The sequence below is a fragment of the Alphaproteobacteria bacterium genome (assembly GCA_033762625.1).
GTDB lineage: Bacteria > Pseudomonadota > Alphaproteobacteria > UBA9219 > RGZA01 > RGZA01.
In genome coordinates this window covers 203309-223326 of record JANRLI010000007.1, presented here as the reverse complement: position 1 = coordinate 223326, position 20018 = coordinate 203309, and the positions used below count along the sequence as shown (strand labels likewise).

The following is a 20018-nucleotide window of genomic DNA, read 5'->3' as shown; positions in this document are numbered from 1 at the left end:
CTGTCGGAGCGAATGGGCGGACCCCTGCATTGCTCCCGTCATCGTTCCTGTTCGTACTGATGCCACTCGCGCCAGTTCTGCCGTTCGGCATGGGCACGCTCGCGGTCTTGGGCGGCGCGCTCATTGGCGTCGCCCGGCGGCGGCTGGCCGCGCTTAACCTTGAACCGCTCCAGCGCATCAACCTCGGGCGCGGATTTTGGTGGCGGCTTGGTGGCGCCTCCCGTGAGGCTCTCGCCAAGTTGCCCGATGATGCTGAGCAATCCGCCGGCGATGCCCGATACGGGATCGCGAAGCGGGGCTCGCGTTTCATCGTCGTTGCCACGAGCGACTAGTTCTTCGCTGCGTTGGGGCGCAACGTCGCCATCATGACGCTCTCGCCCACGCTGCACTCCGAAGCGATCAAGACCATCCTCTCCTCCCATAATCTCGGCTTCGCGGTCGATCGGCTTCTGAAACGTGACCGGGTAAGCGCGATCAAGCAGATCGTGCGATCTGAGGCCAAGCTCTTGCCGCGCAGCAAGTTCAGCGCGCTCGTCTTTCTGGCGGTCGAGTAGTTCCCGATATTGTAGGTCACGCAGGTCTCGCTGTTCGGCAGTGGCCTCTCCCCGGCGCTCCAACATCACATCGCGCTGCCGTGCGATTAATTCCAGCCGGAGTTCAGCGAGTGAAGCAGCATCAACTCCGTCACGTCGAGCGGCGTAGTAGCTTGCCCATTCCTGGCGGAATTCTTCCCGCACCTGACGGTAGATCGTCTGGTTGATGCCGCGATAGATCTCCTTGCCGTTCTCGAAAAACTCGATCCGTTCCGACTTCTGGATATCCTTGAGAAGCTTCCATTCATTGCGCTCCATGACCAGACGTGGGTCATGCCGGTCAAGATAGTCATCGGCGATGCGCTCAGCGGGTAGATCGCGCATGGCAATCCAGGCCTGACGCGGGGCGCTCGCTTCCCGTTCGGCAGCCGGCTTGATGCGCTCCTCGCAGAAGATTTTTCCGTGGTCCTGCTCGTAAGCAAGCGCCCAAGCCTGCGCGCGCCGTCGCTCGAACCCGTCATCCAACTTGCGTCCTGTCTCCGGATGAATGGCATTCACCACGAGATGAACGTGGCGATAGGCCTTGTCATCATGTGCGATAACGATCGCCTGATGCTCATCCCATCCCATGTGCTTCAAGAAGGACTGCGCCGCGCCAAGCATTGCGTCCTGATCCGGTTTCTCGCTCGGATGCCAGTTCAGGGACACATGCCGGACAGGGCGTTCGACCTGACGCCCGCCGATCCCGTGCTGCGCTTTAAGCACATCCGCATTGAGGGCGGTCGTGCGCATCTCTGCCGTAGCGGCCTCGATGTCATCATGGGCTAGGTTGATCGTATGCGTCCATGCCACCCGTTCCGCCGTTTCGGCGTGACCGGCATCATGCGCGAGATACTGCATGACCCCTTTAAAGGATTTTCCGGGTTTGGCGAATTTAACGATCATCGTCCGTCGCACTGCGAAGGAGATGCCGGACCGCGTTCAAGGTCTCGGTCAATTCGTCCGGCACCACCTGGCCAAGGCCATTCAGCTGGCGGGCGATCTGGTTGAGGTTGTTTCCGATGCGCTTGAGCTGTTCGAGATTGAGCCGTTCCAGCTTGGAGGGCAGAACCACCGTTGCCGACGCTGCCCGCATCGCCAACAAGCGCGCCCGCGCATAGTCGACGAGACGCATACCCTTCGCATCGGCATGCGCCTTCAGCATCTCGACTTCGCTGTGATGCAAGGCGATGTTGAGCTGGCGATCGCGTTTCCATTGGGCAGATGAGCGTGGCATGACGAGTTCAATGAGGGCTGAGCGCAAGCGTCCTGGGGTGTCGGGGGCCATCTGCCCGGCCCCTGACCGAATGGTTTGGCCTAGGCCAAACACATCTCGCTACCCCGCCCCACTAAGCTAAGTCAGCCCTCACAAAACCCAATCGTAATCCACGGTAACCCGAAATCGCTCGGACAGATTCCGACAAACTCCATGAAGCGCGAGTCATGCCGCAGCACATCCACGTGCTACCGAACGAGTTCAATCATTCACGAAACTTCCATGTGCAGAATTGATCCCGTCCAGCTAGATCTACCATTGCGATGAACAAGAAGAACGCCGTGCACGGATTGCGAGAAGCACTCCGAGCAACGGCGCTGTAACTTCAGTTGATGATGATGTCGATGAAATCGTCGGGGCTGTGCTTGGTGCCACATTCCCGGCAGCGGATCATATCGATGCCGCCTTCGCTGCTGAAGCAATGCAAGAAAGCGGTGCCGTCATCCTCAGGATAAAGCTCGCCACTATAGGCGTAGCTTTCGATGATGACGAAGCGCATTGACCCGCAAGAGCGACAAGCGGTGGCGGGCGCTTTCGCGCCCGCCTGCTCAGCTGATCTGCTGATGGTTTTCATTTGGCACCGCCTTCTTCGGCTGTGTCAGCCTTGGGTGCGGTCAAGACGATGCGGCCATCGACAGGGAATGCATCGAGTTCGATGGTAAAGCCGACGCCCTTCTCGTGCGGCCAAGCGGCACCGATGCGTGTCCAGATGGCCTTCTGGTTCTTGCCGCGATCTTTCACAGCGTAAGCATGGAGGGTTGGTTTGTTGCTCATGGGATGTCCTTTCGTGATGTGTGGCTCCGCACGATGCGGTGCCATCTGCGCGCCGATCACATGGCGGGGCCCCAGGCACTTGCCGGCGGGCTGCATAGAATTTCGGGGGACGGGCCGCGCGGGCGCAGCCCGCGTGGCGGGGGTACCACCCGAAATTCGTCATTGCGGCCCGTGGGGTGCCATGTAGGCCGCGTGATCAGATGGCACTGCTCGTCCTTGCGGAGGCTCCGAAAGGCAATCAGACGCAATTGGCCAACGATGCGCTAAGCTGCTGAATCGGGCACTGCCAGCGGCACACACATCGTCGGCTTGTCGAAGAGAGGTAGGCGTCAGTCAAATCGATATGGCGGCTGCATCGTGTCGATGTCGCTCCACGGCACTTCACAAATGACGTAGGCGAAGCGGTTCACAAAGCGGTATCCAGGATTGAGGTAGAGGCGCCCATCGTCGTCAGTGACAGTCCACACCAATCGCGGATCAATGTCCTTGGGCAAGGCGAAGATCTCGACGAGCACACTTTCATCTTCGGTGTAGCGTGGCTGAAAGCGACGCTCGAAGGTGCTCCAGCTTCCGGTGCGCTTTCGGATTACAGGCGTGCTCATGACCGCACCTTCACATCCGAACCGGTGCTTGGGTCAGTATCGAGAAGCTTGACGATAGATTCCGGCAGGTATTCTCGCGGCTCATCGTAGCCAAGATTAGCCGTCTCCGGGATTTGCTCGATACCATCAGCATCGAGGATCGAGGTGATGATGTCGTTATGCATGCCCCAAGGCGTGATGGTGACATTGTAGCCGTGTCTTCCGAGCACATCGGCAACCACGTGCGTCATGACGACATCGTCGCCGTCCCCGAAGCCGAACTTGTCGAATGCTTCCTCCCAGAACCATGAGATGATTTGAATTGGCATTTGTATTTTCCTTTCGTGATGTCGAGCCGTCCCGATGACGGCCCCTCACCAGCGGCTGGGGTCTCAGCGGGCGGCGAGACGAAAGGCAAGAACAGACATGCGCAGGCAGCGCAGCTGGACGCGTGCGAACAATTCAGAGGATGTGTGTAGAGCGCGAAGGCAAAACAGCGGCGCGGAAAGTTGGCACGGGGTAGTTGGTATTGGTTGCGGGAGTTGGATTTGAACCAACGACCCCCAGGTTATGAGCCTGGTGAGCTACCGGACTGCTCTATCCCGCGGACAATAATACTGTGTACGGAGCGCAATCTAGTGAGTTTAATCTGGCGTTGCAAGGGTTATTCGAACAAGCGAATTCGAGATAAATGGGTCGATACAACAAATAGGTCAATGATCGCAAATCTATTCAAGGCGCTGATTTCATGAAATCTCGTCGCGAACGCTTACAATCGCGTTTCGCGAATTTGCCGGTTCTGCCGATGCAAGTAATTTGAGCCTTGCAGAGAGAAACACTCTGCGGTGAAGTCACGGCTTTTAGGATTTTCATGCCGTCCGACACACCGCTCAGCATAAAGCTACTTGTGGACCACTTCATCGCAGAGACACCAAGCGAAAGGTCGGTCGCCTCTGAGACCGCACTCGACAGTCTCATTGCGTTCGGCGACGTGAATGCGATACTCGACGCAGCAGCAATCGCTCCCGAACGACGCAGTCGTTTCATTCAGAATGTGCTGCAATTGATTGCAAACGATGGATTTACTCCAGTCAATTTGTCGGTGGCCCGACTATCGTGGCTTTTGCCAGCGTTGCGCGCCGACGTAAAACCTGATCCAGCTTATGTACCGTCATCCGGCGATCGATCGCTCAACCTGATTGATCAACTAGCAGCAATGGCTGCGATGTTCGACAATTTCGATGCGCAAATCCGCTTATTGAAATTGAGCAACGACTTGCCGGATACGGCACAAGGGTTCATTCGTCCCATCAGCGCGTCTGCTCTCTGCTTCGCCCTGGATCACGCGATCGACGCGAGCCGCGAGGCATTGCTTGATGATGTCACTCCCTTCAAGACGTTTAAAGGTCTTGCCGACGTTGCTGCCGCGCGCTGCGATCTTCAAACAGTAGACAAAGACGTCACCCCTGAAGCGCTCAGCGAGCGCATCGCATCGATCGACGTGCTGATTAGCAAGTTCCGAGCGCCAAAGCCGGATCGAATTAGTCCGAACCGACCCGTGCGAAGAGGTCGACCTTCCAAGCCTTCCGATCCTGGCGACGACCCAAGCTGAGCGCCTTCGAGCAGCTATACGTCGAGCAGATCCTCTTTGGTAAACCCGGATTGCACCATGCGCATTCGGTCGGCGTCATGGCTCGTGACGAGGCCCATCGCCTCTGAAGTCGATCCCTGCATCCATGTGTCGAACTCTTCAGGCTTGGTCAGAATGACCGGCATACGCTCGTGATTGATACTACCGACGAGTGCATTGGGCAGCGTCGTCATGAACGCGTAGACATCCATCTCCACGACTGGGCCGGCTTTCTTGATCGGTCCTTTGTAGCGGCGCCAGATGCCCGGAAACGCAAAGAGCGGACGCGGCTCATCACCGGCTAACGCAAACCAGTGCCACGTCGCGGGCGTCACCTCCTTCGGCTCGGCAAACGATGACGCCGGCACAAGGCAGCGACGCTGCTCGATTGAGTCCTTCCAGAACGGACTAGCGACTGCCTTATCATCCCTGACGTTCGTGTCACGACGCGGTGCGCGGTCCTTCTGATTGAGGACGAAACCCCAGCTGAGCTCGACGAGCTCGCGCTCGCCATCTGAGGTGCCGCGCACGACCGGGGCCATCTTTCCAGGGAAGATCGCAGGACGCGGATCGTAGTGCGCTGCGCGATTGTCGGACACGCGAAAGAGACGGATAACCGCCTCGCGCGCCTTGGTCAGGGAATAGAGATTGCACATCCCTCAAGAATACCTTCCAACCTATTGTGCGGCCATGACTTTTGTCTTGCTCATCCCCAGCCCTTAAAACGGCTCTTGCATCGATGTATGTTCATGATATGTTCTTGTTCTAGGGGGCAGGATGCAGGAGAACGAACGTCACTATCGCGGCGATGAAACCACAGGGTTTCAGAGCCCTGCGCAGGACCATATCGAACCGGTCATTGATCTCGCAGACAAGCTCGATCTGCGCCGCCCCGCGCGCTATCCGGTGCGCGTCATCGGGCAAGCTTTAAGCGCGCGCGGCATCCATCATGGCGATGTGCTCGTCGTGAACGCGGCGGCCGATCCGGTCGCCGGCAAGGTCTGCGTTGCGATCCTCGACGGCGACGTCATCCTCGCAACGCTCATCTTCAAGGAAGGTGCATGGTGGTTGGAGCCATCGAAATCCGATGCGCGTCCTGTGACAGGTGACACTGAGATCTGGGCCATCGTCGAAGCGCTCGTTCGTTTCGAGGTGTGAACACCATGCTCGCACTCATCGACGGCAACAGCTTCTATTGTTCGTGCGAGCGCGCCTTCGATCCCAAGCTGAAGCGCAAGCCGGTCGTGGTGCTATCCAACAATGACGGCTGCGCGATTGCGCGCACACAGGAAGCCAAAGACCTCGGCATCAAAATGGGCGAGCCCTATCATCTCGCCAAACGTCGTCCGGGGCTCGAAGATGTCGTGTGGAAAAGCTCGAACTATGTGCTCTACGGCGACATGTCACGGCGCATGTATGAAGTGTTGACCGATCTCGTACCGGAGGTCGAGCCCTATTCCATCGACGAGATGTTTCTCGATGTATCCGGCATGAACGGGGTGGAAAACCACGCCATCGCTATCCGGGCCGCTGTTCTGAAGGCAACGAAGATCCCGACCTGCGTCGGCATTGGCCCCACCAAGACGATCGCCAAACTTGCCAACGCCATCGCCAAGAAACAGCGCGGCGGCAACGGCGTCTGCGATCTGTCCGATGAGCGTCAACGAAATCGCCTCTACGAAACCCTTCCCGCAGAAATGGTCTGGGGTTTGGGCCCGGCGGCGGTGCGCAAACTAGCAAGCGTCAACGTCACCACCATCATTGAATTCCTGGCGCTCTCTGATGATGAGATCCGCAAACATCTCTCGGTCGTCGGGTTGCGCACAGCTTGGGAGCTGCGCGGCACGATGTGTCTGCCCTTCTCGCTCGCGCCAGCGACGCGCAAATCGCTTGCCGTGACGCGCTCATTCGGACGGTCCGTTGAAACCTGGGACGAGATGCAGCAAGCGCTCGCGAGCTACGCGACGCGCGCCGCTGAAAAGCTGCGCCGTCATGGTCTCGTCGCTACCGCGATGCAGGTGTTCTTGCAGACGAACAGGTTTTCGAAGGTCGATCCGCAATATGTCAATCAGTCGAGCTTCGGCATTGAACCAACCGCCGACACTTTCGCGCTCATCGCGTCCGCGACAAGAGCGGGTGCGCGTATCTGGCGGCAAGGCTACCGCTACGCCAAGGCGGGTGTGATCCTCCTTGATCTCGTCCCGCAGCAACAGCTATCCGCGCAACTCGTGCCGAGCATCGATCCCGTGCGGTCAGCCAAAGTCATGCGGGCGATGGACACGATCAATATGCGCTTCGGTCGCAACACCGTGCGGCCGGCTGCGCTCGCAGCGCCACCACGCTGGTCGATGCGCCGCTCCAACGTCTCGCCGCGATATACGACCGACCTCGACGAATTGTTCACCGCACGTGCGTAGCGCAAAAAGACAAAAGCCGGCAACGCCGCATGAGCGGCGCGCCGGCTTGAAGCGCGGTGTCATGCGGCAAGTCGCTTGAGGAACGAAACAGCTTCTGAAGCACGCGCGGCAGCAGTGAAGATGGCACGCTTGTCGGATTTCATGACATCACACCAGTGCGCGATATAGCCGGCATGATCGGCGCGCGGCGTTACTGTGATGCCGAGCTCAGCGCAAAGGAATGCTGCGCCTAGTTCAGCAACGAGTTCCTCCATCGCGTATGCGGCATCGCCAAAGCGGGCGCCAAGTTCGCGATTGCAGCGATGGACATCACTTGTCCAATGCGTCAGCTCATGGAGTAAGACGGAGTAGTAATCTTCGCTGCGCTGGGTAGCGGTATCAGCCTGGAAGCGGCGCTCATCCGGCATTTGGATGAAGTCACCAGAGCCATCGGATAGCCGGCGGCGATAGAAGGCCATCTCACCGCCATGTCGGATATCGGCACTCGATGCGGCGATCAACGTCTCTGCGCGCTGGATGCGCTCGATCGGCGGAAGCTCCGGCAGTTCAGCCGCAGTGAAGCCATCGACCTGCGCAGCATTGAACACGGATGACGCGCGGGCAACGCGACGTTTGCCGTCATCGCCAGAAGCGTCGTCAGGCACATCGACGTCGAGCTCCTTGTAGAAAATGACAGTCGAGGCCTTCTCGCCTTTGCGCACCTGCGCGCCCAGCTCGGCCCATTGGCGATAGGTAGCCCAGATCGCATGCGGATAACCGCGCAGCATGGCTGCGGACCACAGTGCGACGATGTTGATGCCGTTGTAAGCCGCTTTCGAGTGCGCATTGTGCGGCAGCATTGCAGGCAGTCCAGAGCGATGCCAGGGCAGCGTGACGGTGGTGCCGCCCTGCTCGACCGCACGGATGATGGTGTCGGTGACCTGTTGATGCAGATCTGGATGAGATGGACGTGTCATGGTGAGCTCCTTCAAGTGCGGAGCCGGGCCCAATGCTCGGCTCAACGCGCTTTCCGGAGCGACGCGGCATGAGACCGCGCGCACCCCTTTAGGGGCCGCAACGAAGTGAAGGAGGCTTTATGCCTTGCGCGCGGTCGACGCGGCGCTAAAGCGCGCCACGTGAGCCGAGCGGGCCCAATACCAACCAGGCAGCGAACCTGACATCGCGATCTATGGATCACGCGGCGATCGCTGAGTGTCACCGATGCTGAGACAAGTGGACTGCCGGCATCACATTGAACGACACGCGCGAGGGATCGATGCCGGATGGCCGAGACGCCCGCACTTCGCCTTCAGGCGGCTCGGTTCACGAGAGCCCGGTCCGCCGCTACTGCTGGCGGACGCGCCCACCTTCTTTCAAGTCGTTGAATAAATGTGGAAAACTCGCCCATTCTCAACAAAGAAGTATGCAGCCTCTCGTTGTGTTTATCGCCCTGTTCTTTATGCTGGAAGGTACCTGGGGGGGACGGCCATGCAGCCACACAAATTCACGATCCACGACGTCTTCGAGAAGGAGCGCCGCTACGACATCCCGCTCTATCAGCGCGCCTATGTCTGGAACCAAGACGACCAATGGGAGCCTCTCTGGGACGACATCCGCAAGCAGGCCGAACGTGCGCTACAGGACAGCACCGGAAAGCTTGGCTCGCACTTCCTCGGCGCCGCAGTGTGGAGCATCAATCAGGTTCAGGGCCGTGCTATCGCGAAGGCAGATGTCATCGACGGTCAGCAGCGCCTAACGACCCTCCAACTGTTCATCGCCGCGCTGCGCGATTGCGCGACCGAAATCGATCAACGCGTCCAGAAGCAGGCGGCGCGCTGGTCAGTCAATCCCGATCGTGAAGGTTCAGATGAAGAGCTGAAGGTCTGGCCGACCAACGCCGACCGAGATGTGTTTCGCGCCGTGATGCGTGCTGGCGGCCCAGCTGCGGTCAAAGCACTTTATGCGCGTGAGGGTTCGCCGGCGGAGCAAGCGTTGCCGCGCATGGCGGAAGCGTACCTCTATTTTGCCGATGTGATCCGGCAGTTCGCCGATGAAGGAAAGACGGCTGACGAGAAGGCCGATCGTATTCATGCGATCGCTCAGGCGATGCGCACCTCTTTGCTGTTCGTGGTGATCGAGCTTGAACAGGGCGATGATCCGCAGGTGATCTTCGAGACACTGAATGCGCGTGGTCAGCCTCTGCTGCCATCCGATCTCGTGCGCAACTACGTGTTCCTGAAGGCAACGGCCAAGGCCGACAAGTCGAGCGACAAACTTTATGAGAACTACTGGAAGGCTTTCGACGATCTGCGCGAGGACCTGCCCGACGACACAGGCGAAGATCGCTTCTGGCACATGCTGGAGCGACAAGGCCGCCTCACCCGCCCGCGCATCGATCTCTTCCTCTTCCACTACCTCACGCTCCACACCGAGCGTGAACTGAACATCGGCCAGCTCTTCAAAGAATTCCGCGAATGGCATGAGAAGGGTGATGGCAACGTCGAAAAGTTGCTCGCCGATCTCAAGACGCAGAGCGCACGGTTCCAACAGCTGATCGCACCAGAAGGGAATGATCGTCTCGCGGTGTTCGCGCGCCGCCTAAAAGCATTGGACACCAGCACGGTCTATCCCCTGCTCCTCTTCCTGATGGCGCAACCCAAAGACGTGCTTCCGACCGATCAGCTCGAACGCGCCATCGTAGATCTCGAATCCTTCCTTGTGCGCCGATTGATTTGCGGTCTAACCACCAAGAACTACAACAAGTTCTTCCTCGGTCTTCTCAGCAAGGCGAAGAAGGCGGCAAGCGATCACGCATCGATCGCCGATGCGATCCGCGATGAGCTGCTGCGCTCCGAGGAGAAGACGGCGATTTGGCCGTCTGACGATGAGTTCCGCAAAGCGTGGCTTTCAGAACCTATCTATATGAAGACGCGCACCGAGCGTGCTGCCATGGTGCTAAGAGCCATTGAAGAAGTCAGTCGCACAACGCGCAACGAAGCGCTTCAGATTCCCACAAAGCTTTCGATCGAGCACTTGTTGCCGCAGAAATATGTGCTGAGTGACTACCCCTACGCTGATAGCATGCCAATCCGTGACGATGAAACGCACGAGCGTTGCCGTAGCCGCATATTACACACGATTGGCAACCTCACATTGCTCACACAGGCGCTGAACACTTCGGTCAGCAATGGCGCGTTCGCAGGCAAAAGCAAAGCTATCGTTACAGACAGTGATCTGCGCCTCAATGCCTGGCTGCGCAGTGGCGAACACAAGCGTTGGTCAGAAGCCGACATCATCTCTCGTGGCAATGAATTGTTTGAACGTGGCCTCACGCTCTGGCCGCGCCCGGCGGACACTCGCAAAAGGACGGCGACCGAACCAACTTCGACACCGCACTTCACAGAACGTCTACAGCGCCTCATCGCATCTGGCAGCCTCAAAGGCGGTGATGCACTTCAACTCTCATACAAGGATCACCGCTTCACCGGTCAAATCACCGGGAGCGGCATCAAAATCGCTGATGGCATCTTCTCGCCTAGCGATGCAGCCGTCCGGTGCTACGCCAGTGTAGGCCAGATTAGGAAATCGGAGAACGGTTGGCGTGTCTGGAAGGCTGATGGAGTTAGTCTGAAGGAACTGTTGGCGAGACTTGGGGATGAAGTAGACGATACCTCGGATCGAACTGAGACCACTCATCAGCAACGCAGAGAGACGCCATGAAGCTTCTGCGTAATTCGGGCAGCGAGCGCCTTGTCGACGAACTTCGAGGCTTCGTGAAACCCGGTACAGCTCTGGATATCTGTTCACCGGAGTTTTCCCTTTTTGCTTTCGAGGAGGTTCAAGAGGCTCTGGCCACCGCTGAACGTTGCAGGTTGATTATTGGAAGTTCGAATGCGGCGCAGTCGCTTCTTGGATCAGACGCTGACCGCGTGTTTCGCAATCGACTGCGAACACGCTGGATCGCGCGCACAGCGGCTCGTTGGTGCTCGGCCATAGCCGTTCGCTCTACGACTTCGGCGATCCCACAAGCGTTGATGATTGCCACGCAGTCAGAGGCGCAGCGCGCGTATGTCGGCACCTGCGCTTTGACAACTGACGGTATCGGGCTCACTCCCAGCAACCAAATCGGCTTTATCCAAATAGCTGAGGATGAGCAGGATGCCGCGCCGCTCGTGCAATGGTTTGAATCTCAATGGTCACAACTCAAAGATGACCCTGACTCTCAGCAAGCGTTCGTAGATCGCGTTGCCTCGCTTGCAACAGAACACGCGCCGGCTGGCGCCTACTTCCATATACTCTACCAGATCTTCAAAGACATGAGTGAGGAACTGGACGAGGATCGCATTGTCCGTTCGGCAACCGGCATTCGCGACACTGTGGTTTGGAACAAACTGTTCAAGTTTCAGCGAGACGGAGTGATTGGCGCGATCGATAAGTTGCAGCGATTTGGTGGCTGCATCATCGCCGACAGTGTTGGTCTCGGAAAGACGTTCGAGGCTCTTGCGGTCATCAAGTATCACGAACTACGCAATGACCGCGTGCTGGTGCTCTGCCCCAAACGTCTCCGAGACAACTGGACGCTTTATAAGGCCAACGATCGCCGCAACGTGCTGGCCCCTGACCGCTTAAACTACGACGTGCTCAACCACACCGATCTATCACGCGATGGTGGCCTATCAGGTGACATCGACCTCAGCCACGTTAACTGGGGAAACTACGATCTGCTCGTCATAGACGAGTCTCATAACTTCCGGAACAAGGCGCCACACAAGGAACGCGAGACCCGGTATGACCGTCTCATGAACCGGCTTATCCGCGCTGGCGTGAAGACTAAGGTGCTGATGCTATCGGCAACGCCGGTGAACAATCGGCTCGCAGATCTCAAGAACCAGATCGCGTTCGCGACCGAGGGAAATGACACGGCACTAGCCACCCACAACATTCCGAGTATCGAAGCAACGGTTCGTCAGGCCCAATCGCAGTTCAACCGCTGGTCAGACCTTGCTGAGGAGGATCGACGTCCCTCCCGCCTCATTGAGATGCTGGGCTTCGACTACTTCAAGTTGCTTGATCTGCTGACCATCGCGCGTTCGCGCAAACACATCGAGAAATACTACGGGATCACTGAAACTGGCCGCTTCCCGGAGCGCCGCAAGCCGCTAAACATTAAGTCCGACGTGGACCTCGCCGCTGAGTTTCGGCCGATCCGCGAGATCAACAACGAAATCCGCCGATTGACGCTCGCCGCCTACGCCCCGCTGCGCTACGTGCTTCGCCACAAGCAAGCCGCCTACGATGAGAAATACAGTACCAAGATCCGTGGCGGCGAAAGCATTTTTCGGCAGGTTGACCGCGAGGAAAGCCTCGTTCACCTGCTGCGCGTCAACATCTTGAAGCGCATGGAAAGCTCCGTCGCTTCATTCGCATTGACAATCCAACGTCAGCTTAAGGATGTGGAGCATGTGATCGCCCGGATAGATGCCCACGACGACGATGTTGAGGAGGTATCGATCGACGATATCGACGTCGATGATGCTGCATTCGAGTCTCTTCTGGTCGGACGGAAAGTGAAGGTTCTGCTGCACGATGTTGACCGCGTGCGATGGCGCCAAGATCTCGATGAAGATCGGAAGCGGCTATCGGCACTGCTCAAAGCAGCTCTCCAAGTCATCCCGAGCCGGGATGCCAAACTGGCCGATCTGCGCGATATCATCACGCGCAAGATGGCTAACCCACTCAATGACAAAAATCGCAAGATTTTGATCTTTACGGCTTTCGCCGATACGGCTGAGTATCTTTACAAAGAGCTCGCTCCGTGGGCTGCGAAGGAGCATCGCGTCGATGCTGCGCTCGTCACAGGGGCGGGGCCAAACCGCACCACTCTTAAGTCTGTGAGAGCCGACCTTGGCAGCATCCTTGCCGCATTCTCGCCACGCTCAAAGGAGCGTCCTGCCGAGCTTGCTAAGGAAGGCGAGATTGACCTTCTGATCGGCACTGATTGCATCTCTGAAGGCCAGAACCTCCAGGATTGCGACTTTCTCATCAACTATGACATTCACTGGAATCCGGTTCGCATCATCCAGCGTTTCGGGCGCATTGATCGCATCGGCTCGCCGAACACGTCCGTTCAGCTGGTCAATTTTTGGCCCAACATGGAGCTAGACGAATACATCAATCTCGAACAGCGCGTCAGTGGACGCATGGTCCTGCTCGACGTTTCAGCAACCGGAGAGGAAAACGTCATCGAGCACCAGTCTGGTAATCAGATGAATGACCTCGAATATCGCCGTAACCAGCTGCAGAAGCTCCAAGACACCGTCATTGACCTTGAGGATCTGTCAAGTGGCGTTTCCATCGCCGATCTAACGCTCAACGATTTCCGCATCGATCTCGCAGGTCAGATCAAGAGTCGCCGCGCCGAACTTGATGCAATGCCACTCGGCTTGTCTGCCGTAGTGACAGCTCCGCAAATCGGAGACAGCGCAATCTCATCCGGTGTCATCTTCTGCCTTCGCGCGGCAAGTGAGACTGCCTTGCAAGGCATCGAGCCAGGTTACCCGTTGGCACCGCACTACCTCGTCCATATCGGCGACGGCGGTGACGTCCTGCTGCCCTACACACAGGTCAAGCAGGTGCTCGATCGCCTAAAGCGACTGGCGCTTGATCGCACGGAACCGGACGCCAAGGCATGGGCCCGCCTCGATCGCTCTACAAAGCAAGGTGCGGATATGTCGTCGTACCAAAAACTGCTGGCGCGTGCAGTTGCCTCCATTGTCGGCAAGAAGGAGGAGCGCGCTGCAGCGAGCCTGTTCGCGCCAGGCGGCACACACGCCATGAAGGGCGAATTTGCAGGCATCAATGATTTTGAAGTGGTTGCCTTTCTCATCGTACTGCCTGAGGAGGGCAAAGGCGGCAGCACATGACGCTGGACGCAGTTATTAGTGCTCTCGCCATCCCCGATACTGCTCGGGTTGATCAGCGCATTACAAAGAAACTGCTAACCGAACAGGGTGCGCCGACCGCTGCCGACAAGCGTGCCATACAAGATGGCGTCAATGAGCTGCTCTGGATTGCCGCGCTCAAGCCAACCAACATTGGCGTGCCCATTTGGAAAGGTGAAGCAGGCGAATATCTGGAAATAGCCATCATCACAGCCTCTCTTCGTGAAGGTGCGAAGGTAGCCCGCTTGACGGAGTTGATCCATCGAGCCGTGCCCTACCCCGTGCTTCTGCTCGTAGCGGACGGCGAGACTGTGCAGCTGTCGCTGGCTCACAAGCGCGCATCCCAGGCTGAAAAGGCCGCAGTGGTGCTCGATGGGCCCCTGGTATGTGCCACAACCGGCTCTGAGGGTGACGCGTTGGGGGCAACCTTCTTGGCAAGTTTGAGCATTGCCCGGCAGCCTCAGCAGCATTTGTGGGCACTCTATCAGGGCTGGATCGATTGCTGTGCGGGGCTTGCTGCGTCGAACTTGACGGGAGCGTTCAACCTGCCAAAGTCTCCTGAGGAAGCGGCCTTGCGGCGCGCGGCGCTCGACACCCATACGCGGGTCACACGCGAGATTGCCATGTTGCGCAAGAAGGCCGCGCGGGAAACCCAGATTAACCGCCGCGTCGAGCTCAACCTCGCCATCCAGAGGCTGGAGGCGGAGCTCGTTGCGGCCAAGGCAACACTTGCGAGGGGGCAAGGATGAAGAAGATCGATGCAGAGGATGCGCTGGCAAAGAGTGCCGACGTTGTCGCCACAAATGTCGACCAGCTCAAGGTGCTGTTTCCCGAGGCCGTCAAGGAAGGCAAGATCGACTTCGACGTTCTGAAGCAGCTGTTGGGCGGCACGATCGACGAGCGCGAGGAACGCTACGGCCTCAACTGGCACGGCAAGCGCCGTGCACGCCAACTCGCGCTCACACCATCAACTGGAACGCTGCGCCCCTGCCCCGAGGAAAGCGTCGATTGGGACACGACGCAGAACCTCATGATCGAGGGCGACAATCTGGAGGTGCTCAAGCTTCTGCAGAAGAGCTACGCAGGCAAGGTCAAGCTCATCTACATCGACCCGCCGTACAACACCGGCAAGGACTTCGTCTATCCCGACGACTTCCGCGACAACATCCGCAACTACCTGGAACTGACAGGGCAGATCGAGGGGGACAAACGCATCTCGTCGAACACGGATGCATCAGGGCGGTTTCACACCGACTGGCTGAATATGATGTATCCGCGCTTGCGGCTGGCGCGCGCACTTCTAAAGTCCGACGGCGTAATATTTATTTCCATAGACAACGTTGAGTACGCAAACCTCGCCGCGATGTGCAATGAGATTTACGGCGCCGAGAATGTGCTCGGAACTGTGGTGTGGAAGAACGCGACCGACAACAATCCAACGAATGTTGCCACCGAACACGAATACATCCTGGCCATAGCCAAGGATCGCAATGCCATTGAGAAAGAATGGAAGTCCAAGGTTTCGGACGTAAAGGATGTCCTGGTTCGCGTTGGAACCGAACTAGCGGCCCGCCACTCGGGGGATCGGTTGACTGCAGAATACGAGTCTTGGTTCCGGGAGCATAAGAGCGAACTCTGGCCTTTGGACAGGTATAAGTACATCGATAAGGGCGGTGTTTATACCGGCAGTCAGAGCGTTCACAATCCTGGCAAAGAGGGCTATCGCTACGACGTAATTCATCCGGCAACTAAAAAACCATGCAAGCAGCCCCTCATGGGCTATCGCTTCCCGAAGGAGACAATGGACACGCTCTTAGCGGAGGGGCGAATACTATTCGGCGACGATCACGATAAAATCGTCGAACTCAAAGTTTACGCTCATGAGTACGAGGAAAAACTGTCCAGCTTGCTTGAGTTAGATGGGCGCTTGGGCGCATACGATTTGCGCGAAGACTTTCCAGAGCAAGTTAAAGTATTTAGCAATCCCAAACCAGTAAGATTGTTCACTTCGTTTTTTCCTTTTGTGCTTAAGCAAACTGGCGACATAATGCTCGACTTCTTTGCGGGCTCAGGCGCGAGCGCGAGAGCCGTCATGCAGCTGAATTCTGCGGACAATGTCCAGCGGCGTTTCATCCTAGTTCAGCTGCCCGAGCCATTGAGCGTCGATGACAAGGAACAACGGGGCGCGGCACAGCTTTGTGACGCATTGAACCGTCCCCGCAACATTGCAGAGTTGACTAAGGAAAGGCTCCGGCGTGCTGGTGCTCGATTGAAGTCTGCCAATCCGCTATTCGCAGGAGACCTAGGCTTCCGAACATTTCAACTCAACACGAGCAACATCCGTGCGTGGGATCCACGCCGCGATGACATTGCTAGCACTCTCGATGAATCTGTTGAGCACCTGAAGACCGACCGAACGGAGAAAGATATCCTGGCCGAACTATTGTTGAAGCTCGGCTTGGAGCTGACCGTACCGCTCGAAGAGAAGAAAATCGCGGGCAAGACCGTCTACAACATTGGCGCCGGCACACTCATGGCGTGCCTGAATACCAAGATATCTGCAAAGGACGTCGAGAAGCTTGCTCACGGCATCGCCGACTGGCACAAGGAGCTGGCTCCCGCTGGTGAGACTGTGGTCGTGTTCCGCGACAGTGCCTTCGCAGATGATGTGGCCAAGACGAACCTCACCGCCATTCTCGCGCAAGCGCGTGAAGATCGCCCGATGATCGTGCGCAGCTTGTGAGGATCGGCCAATGAAGCTTCACTTTGAATGGCCCCTCGACTTCCAGGAACAAGCTGTCAACGCTGTCGCTGACCTTTTCCGCGGCCAAGAAATCTGCCGCACCGAGTTCACTGTCACTAAGCCAACTCGTGGGCAGATCGGCCTTGAGTTCGGCGGCGCCGATCTCGGCGTGAAGCCTGGAATGCAAAAGTCGCTCGGGCTTGAAGAGTCTGGACTAGGCATCGGCAACCGCCTCACCCTGCTGGACGACGAATTGCTAGCCAACCTACATGCTGTGCAGCTGCGCAACGGCGTTCGGCCCTCCGACACGCTCTCTTCCGGCGACTTCACCGTCGAGATGGAGACCGGCACCGGCAAGACCTACGTCTATCTCCGCACTATCTTCGAGCTGAACCGGCAGTACGGCTTCACCAAGTTCGTCATAGTCGTCCCCTCCATCGCCATCAAGGAGGGCGTGTTCAAGACGCTGCAGATCACGCGCGAACACTTCGAGCAGTACTTCCCTTCGGCCAAAGGCTACGATTTCTTCATCTATGATTCCGCCAAGCTCGGCCTCGTGCGCGACTTCGCCACAAGCCCGCACATCCGCATCATGGTCATCACCGTCGGCGCCATCAATCGCTTCGGTGACGAGGACGAAGCGCAGCATCTTGATGCGCGCGACAGGCCAACAACCAACGTCATGTATCGCCGCAACGAGAAGCTCGCCGACGAACGCCCGATTGATCTGGTCTCCGCAACCCGGCCAATCGTCATCATCGACGAGCCGCAATCCGTCGACGGCGGTCTCGAAGGCCAGGGTCGCAAAGCCATTGAGAAGCTCAATCCGCTGAGCACATTGCGCTATTCGGCAACCCACGCCGACAAGCATCACATGGTCTACCGGCTCGATGCCGTAGATGCCTACGAGCGGAAGCTGGTCAAGCAGATCTCCGTCGCCGGCATGGAAGTCGAGGGCGTTCACAACAAGCCGTATATCCGTCTCGTCGCCACGTCGAGCACGCGTGCCAATGGCGTCACCGCGCGCGTCGAGATCGACGTACAGCAGCAAGGCGGCGTGCGGCGCATGGAAAAAGCAGTGCGCGATGGTGACGATCTGGAGGAGCTGACAGGACGGCAGGTTTATCGCGGCTATCGCATCGGCGAGATACGCGCTGGCCGTGGCCAGCAGCTCGCCGAGATCAAGATGCCAGGGGAAGAGAAGTTCCTGGAGACCGGCCAGGCTATTGGCGAGGTCGATCCGGATCAAGTCAAGCGTCAGATGATCCGCCGCACAATCAAAGAGCATCTGGATGCCGAGGTGCGCCTTGCCCCCCTCGGCATCAAAGTGCTGAGCCTGTTCTTTATCGATGCGGTCGAGAACTATCGCCGCTACGAGGAGAAGGAGATCGGCGGCAAGAAGCAGTCGACAGCTCACAAAGGCAAGTACGCACTGATGTTCGAGGAGGAGTACCGCCGCGCGGCCAAGCTTCCCGAGTACCAGACGCTGTTCAAAGATGTCGACGTAACGACCGAAGCGGCGGACGTCCACAATGGCTATTTCTCCATCGACAAGAAGGGCGCGTGGAGCGACACGGCTGAGAACAACCAGTCGAACCGGGACAACGCCGAGCGCGCCTACAATCTCATCATGCGCGACAAGGAGAAGCTGCTCAGCTTCGATACCAAGCTGAAGTTCATTTTCTCCCACTCCGCGCTACGCGAAGGCTGGGACAACCCGAACGTCTTCCAGATTTGCGCGCTGCGTGAAATCGGCACGGAACGCGAGCGCCGCCAGAGCATCGGGCGCGGCTTGCGCATCTGCGTCAATCAGAATGGCGAGCGTGTGCGCGACACGAACGTTAACATCCTGACGGTCATAGCCAACGAAAGCTACGAGAGCTTCGCCGAGCAATTGCAGACGGAGATCGAGCGAGAGACCGGCTACCGGTTTGGCATCGTGGAACCGCAGCAGTTCGCTGCCATCACAGTGACGAAGGCTGATGGCACACTCGGCGTGCTCGGCTTCGATGAGTCGAAGGCAATCTTCGAGCACCTGAAAGGTGAAGGCCTCGTGAATGCCCAAGGCAAGGTCCAGGACGAGCTGCGCAAAGCTTTAAAAGATAATACGCTTACCCTGCCTAAGCACCTTGCACCACACGCTGCTCAAGTGCGCGAGATACTTCGCAAGCTCGCCGGTCGCCTGGAAATCAAAGATGCGGATGCCAAGAAAACCATTCGGACTCGGCAGGCCGTTCTGGATAGCCCAGAGTTCAAAGAGCTATGGGACCGCATAAAGCACAAGACGACTTACCGAGTGGAATTCGACAACGAGAAGCTGATAGCAAGCTGTGCAAAAGCGTTGGGTGACGGCCCCGCCATCAGTAAAGCGCGCATCCATGTCCGAAAGGCCGATCTAGCCATCGGTAAAGGGGGCGTGATTGCCGGCGATGCGACCAGCACCAATTACATCACGCTGGATGAGAACGACATAGAACTGCCGGACCTACTCACAGATTTGCAAGATAAGACCCAGCTCACCCGACGCAGCATCGTGCGCATCTTGAAGGACAGCGGTCGGCTCAACGACTTCAAACGTAACCCGCAGGAATTCATCGAGATTGCCGCTGAGTGCATCAACCGCACCAAGCGCCTCGCGCTCGTAGACGGCATCAAGTATCAGCGGCTCGGCGACGACCAATTCTACTGTCAGCAGCTTTTCAAGAGTCAGGAGCTGGTGCGCTTCATGAAGAACGCGATCGCGTCCAAACGCTCGGTCTACGAGTACGTCGTATATGATTCAGAGACCATCGAACGCCCCTTTGCGGAAGCACTCGAAGCGAACGATGCTGTCCGCGTCTACGCCAAGCTTCCGCAATGGTTCAAAGTACCCACCCCTCTCGGCTTCTACAATCCCGACTGGGCCGTACTGGTCGAGAAGAACGGCACCGAGCGCCTTTACTTCGTCGTCGAGACCAAGGGCAGCCTGTTCAAGGATGATCTGCGCGACAAGGAAGCCGCCAAGATAGCGTGCGGAAAAGCCCACTTCACTGCGATTGCCGCGGCTGACAATCCTGCACGTTTTGTGCACGCAACGTCGCTCGATGAAATTTTCCAAGTATAGGC

Annotated in this window: 16 protein-coding genes and 1 tRNA gene; 8 read left to right on the top strand and 9 right to left on the bottom strand. The window is 57.8% G+C overall.

Annotated elements, in window-relative coordinates:
* Positions 1–38: 38 nt before the first annotated feature.
* From SFW65_04840 to SFW65_04810, 7 genes are all read right to left on the bottom strand, one after another.
* Entirely contained in the window at positions 39–1478 is a 1440-nt protein-coding gene (locus SFW65_04840; GenBank protein MDX1922435.1) for a relaxase/mobilization nuclease domain-containing protein, read from the bottom strand.
* Positions 1468–1860 (bottom strand): MobC family plasmid mobilization relaxosome protein, encoded by a 393-nt coding sequence (locus tag SFW65_04835; protein ID MDX1922434.1) that lies wholly within the window; start codon positions 1858–1860, stop codon positions 1468–1470. Before SFW65_04835 ends, SFW65_04840 begins: the two co-directional genes overlap by 11 nt.
* A gap of 313 nt (positions 1861–2173) precedes the next feature.
* Positions 2174–2422, bottom strand: coding sequence for a hypothetical protein (locus tag SFW65_04830; GenBank protein ID MDX1922433.1), 249 nt, complete (start codon positions 2420–2422; stop codon positions 2174–2176).
* Positions 2419–2622, bottom strand: coding sequence for a hypothetical protein (locus tag SFW65_04825; GenBank protein ID MDX1922432.1), 204 nt, complete (start codon positions 2620–2622; stop codon positions 2419–2421). Before SFW65_04825 ends, SFW65_04830 begins: the two co-directional genes overlap by 4 nt.
* 329 nt (positions 2623–2951) lie before the next feature.
* Positions 2952–3224 carry a hypothetical protein gene (locus SFW65_04820; protein MDX1922431.1) on the bottom strand — a complete coding sequence of 91 codons (273 nt, stop codon included), beginning with the start codon at positions 3222–3224 and terminating at the stop codon, positions 2952–2954.
* A complete protein-coding gene (locus SFW65_04815) occupies positions 3221–3532 on the bottom strand; it encodes a hypothetical protein (GenBank protein ID MDX1922430.1) in 312 nt (103 codons plus the stop codon). Before SFW65_04815 ends, SFW65_04820 begins: the two co-directional genes overlap by 4 nt.
* 201 nt (positions 3533–3733) lie before the next feature.
* Positions 3734–3810 (bottom strand) — tRNA-Met (locus SFW65_04810).
* Between the two features lie 264 nt (positions 3811–4074).
* Between SFW65_04810 and SFW65_04805 the strand changes: the two genes are divergently transcribed.
* Positions 4075–4815: a hypothetical protein gene (locus SFW65_04805; protein MDX1922429.1), complete on the top strand. Its 741-nt coding sequence runs from the start codon at positions 4075–4077 to the stop codon at positions 4813–4815.
* Between the two features lie 14 nt (positions 4816–4829).
* Here the strand turns inward: SFW65_04805 and SFW65_04800 are convergent, their stop codons facing one another.
* Positions 4830–5489 carry an SOS response-associated peptidase gene (locus SFW65_04800; GenBank protein ID MDX1922428.1) on the bottom strand — a complete coding sequence of 220 codons (660 nt, stop codon included), beginning with the start codon at positions 5487–5489 and terminating at the stop codon, positions 4830–4832.
* 121 nt (positions 5490–5610) lie between these two features.
* Here SFW65_04800 and SFW65_04795 point away from each other — a divergent pair, with 121 nt between their 5' ends.
* Positions 5611–5991: a S24 family peptidase gene (locus SFW65_04795; protein MDX1922427.1), complete on the top strand. Its 381-nt coding sequence runs from the start codon at positions 5611–5613 to the stop codon at positions 5989–5991.
* A 5-nt stretch (positions 5992–5996) separates the two neighbouring features.
* Positions 5997–7250, top strand: coding sequence for a Y-family DNA polymerase (locus tag SFW65_04790; protein ID MDX1922426.1), 1254 nt, complete (start codon positions 5997–5999; stop codon positions 7248–7250).
* Positions 7251–7309: 59 nt separating this feature from the next.
* Here the strand turns inward: SFW65_04790 and SFW65_04785 are convergent, their stop codons facing one another.
* The gene (locus SFW65_04785; GenBank protein ID MDX1922425.1) at positions 7310–8206 is read right to left on the bottom strand and encodes a zincin-like metallopeptidase domain-containing protein; all 897 of its coding nucleotides are present in this window, start codon (positions 8204–8206) and stop codon (positions 7310–7312) included.
* A 511-nt stretch (positions 8207–8717) separates the two neighbouring features.
* Here SFW65_04785 and SFW65_04780 point away from each other — a divergent pair.
* The 5 genes from SFW65_04780 to SFW65_04760 are packed head-to-tail and all read left to right on the top strand — an operon-like array spanning position 8718 to position 20016.
* Entirely contained in the window at positions 8718–10949 is a 2232-nt protein-coding gene (locus tag SFW65_04780) for a DUF262 domain-containing protein (protein MDX1922424.1), read from the top strand.
* Positions 10946–14152: a helicase-related protein gene (locus tag SFW65_04775; GenBank protein ID MDX1922423.1), complete on the top strand. Its 3207-nt coding sequence runs from the start codon at positions 10946–10948 to the stop codon at positions 14150–14152. Before SFW65_04780 ends, SFW65_04775 begins: the two co-directional genes overlap by 4 nt.
* Positions 14149–14919 (top strand): DUF4391 domain-containing protein, encoded by a 771-nt coding sequence (locus SFW65_04770; protein MDX1922422.1) that lies wholly within the window; start codon positions 14149–14151, stop codon positions 14917–14919. Before SFW65_04775 ends, SFW65_04770 begins: the two co-directional genes overlap by 4 nt.
* Entirely contained in the window at positions 14916–16913 is a 1998-nt protein-coding gene (locus SFW65_04765) for a DNA methyltransferase (GenBank protein ID MDX1922421.1), read from the top strand. The genes SFW65_04770 and SFW65_04765 overlap by 4 nt, the downstream gene beginning before the upstream one ends.
* Before the next feature lie 10 nt (positions 16914–16923).
* On the top strand, positions 16924–20016 hold the full coding sequence (locus SFW65_04760; protein MDX1922420.1) for a DEAD/DEAH box helicase family protein: 3093 nt from the start codon (positions 16924–16926) through the stop codon (positions 20014–20016).
* The last annotated feature ends 2 nt before the right edge of the window (positions 20017–20018 follow it).

Coding starts and splice junctions, on each gene's coding strand:
- SFW65_04820 (MDX1922431.1), bottom strand. CDS start 3,224: ATGAGCACGCCTGTAATCCGAAAGCGCACCGGAAGCTGGAGCACCTTC.
- SFW65_04825 (MDX1922432.1), bottom strand. CDS start 2,622: ATGAGCAACAAACCAACCCTCCATGCTTACGCTGTGAAAGATCGCGGC.
- SFW65_04815 (MDX1922430.1), bottom strand. CDS start 3,532: ATGCCAATTCAAATCATCTCATGGTTCTGGGAGGAAGCATTCGACAAG.
- SFW65_04840 (MDX1922435.1), bottom strand. CDS start 1,478: ATGATCGTTAAATTCGCCAAACCCGGAAAATCCTTTAAAGGGGTCATG.
- SFW65_04785 (MDX1922425.1), bottom strand. CDS start 8,206: ATGACACGTCCATCTCATCCAGATCTGCATCAACAGGTCACCGACACC.
- SFW65_04780 (MDX1922424.1), top strand. CDS start 8,718: ATGCAGCCACACAAATTCACGATCCACGACGTCTTCGAGAAGGAGCGC.
- SFW65_04795 (MDX1922427.1), top strand. CDS start 5,611: ATGCAGGAGAACGAACGTCACTATCGCGGCGATGAAACCACAGGGTTT.
- SFW65_04760 (MDX1922420.1), top strand. CDS start 16,924: ATGAAGCTTCACTTTGAATGGCCCCTCGACTTCCAGGAACAAGCTGTC.
- SFW65_04765 (MDX1922421.1), top strand. CDS start 14,916: ATGAAGAAGATCGATGCAGAGGATGCGCTGGCAAAGAGTGCCGACGTT.
- SFW65_04770 (MDX1922422.1), top strand. CDS start 14,149: ATGACGCTGGACGCAGTTATTAGTGCTCTCGCCATCCCCGATACTGCT.
- SFW65_04835 (MDX1922434.1), bottom strand. CDS start 1,860: ATGGCCCCCGACACCCCAGGACGCTTGCGCTCAGCCCTCATTGAACTC.
- SFW65_04805 (MDX1922429.1), top strand. CDS start 4,075: ATGCCGTCCGACACACCGCTCAGCATAAAGCTACTTGTGGACCACTTC.
- SFW65_04800 (MDX1922428.1), bottom strand. CDS start 5,489: ATGTGCAATCTCTATTCCCTGACCAAGGCGCGCGAGGCGGTTATCCGT.
- SFW65_04775 (MDX1922423.1), top strand. CDS start 10,946: ATGAAGCTTCTGCGTAATTCGGGCAGCGAGCGCCTTGTCGACGAACTT.
- SFW65_04790 (MDX1922426.1), top strand. CDS start 5,997: ATGCTCGCACTCATCGACGGCAACAGCTTCTATTGTTCGTGCGAGCGC.
- SFW65_04830 (MDX1922433.1), bottom strand. CDS start 2,422: ATGAAAACCATCAGCAGATCAGCTGAGCAGGCGGGCGCGAAAGCGCCC.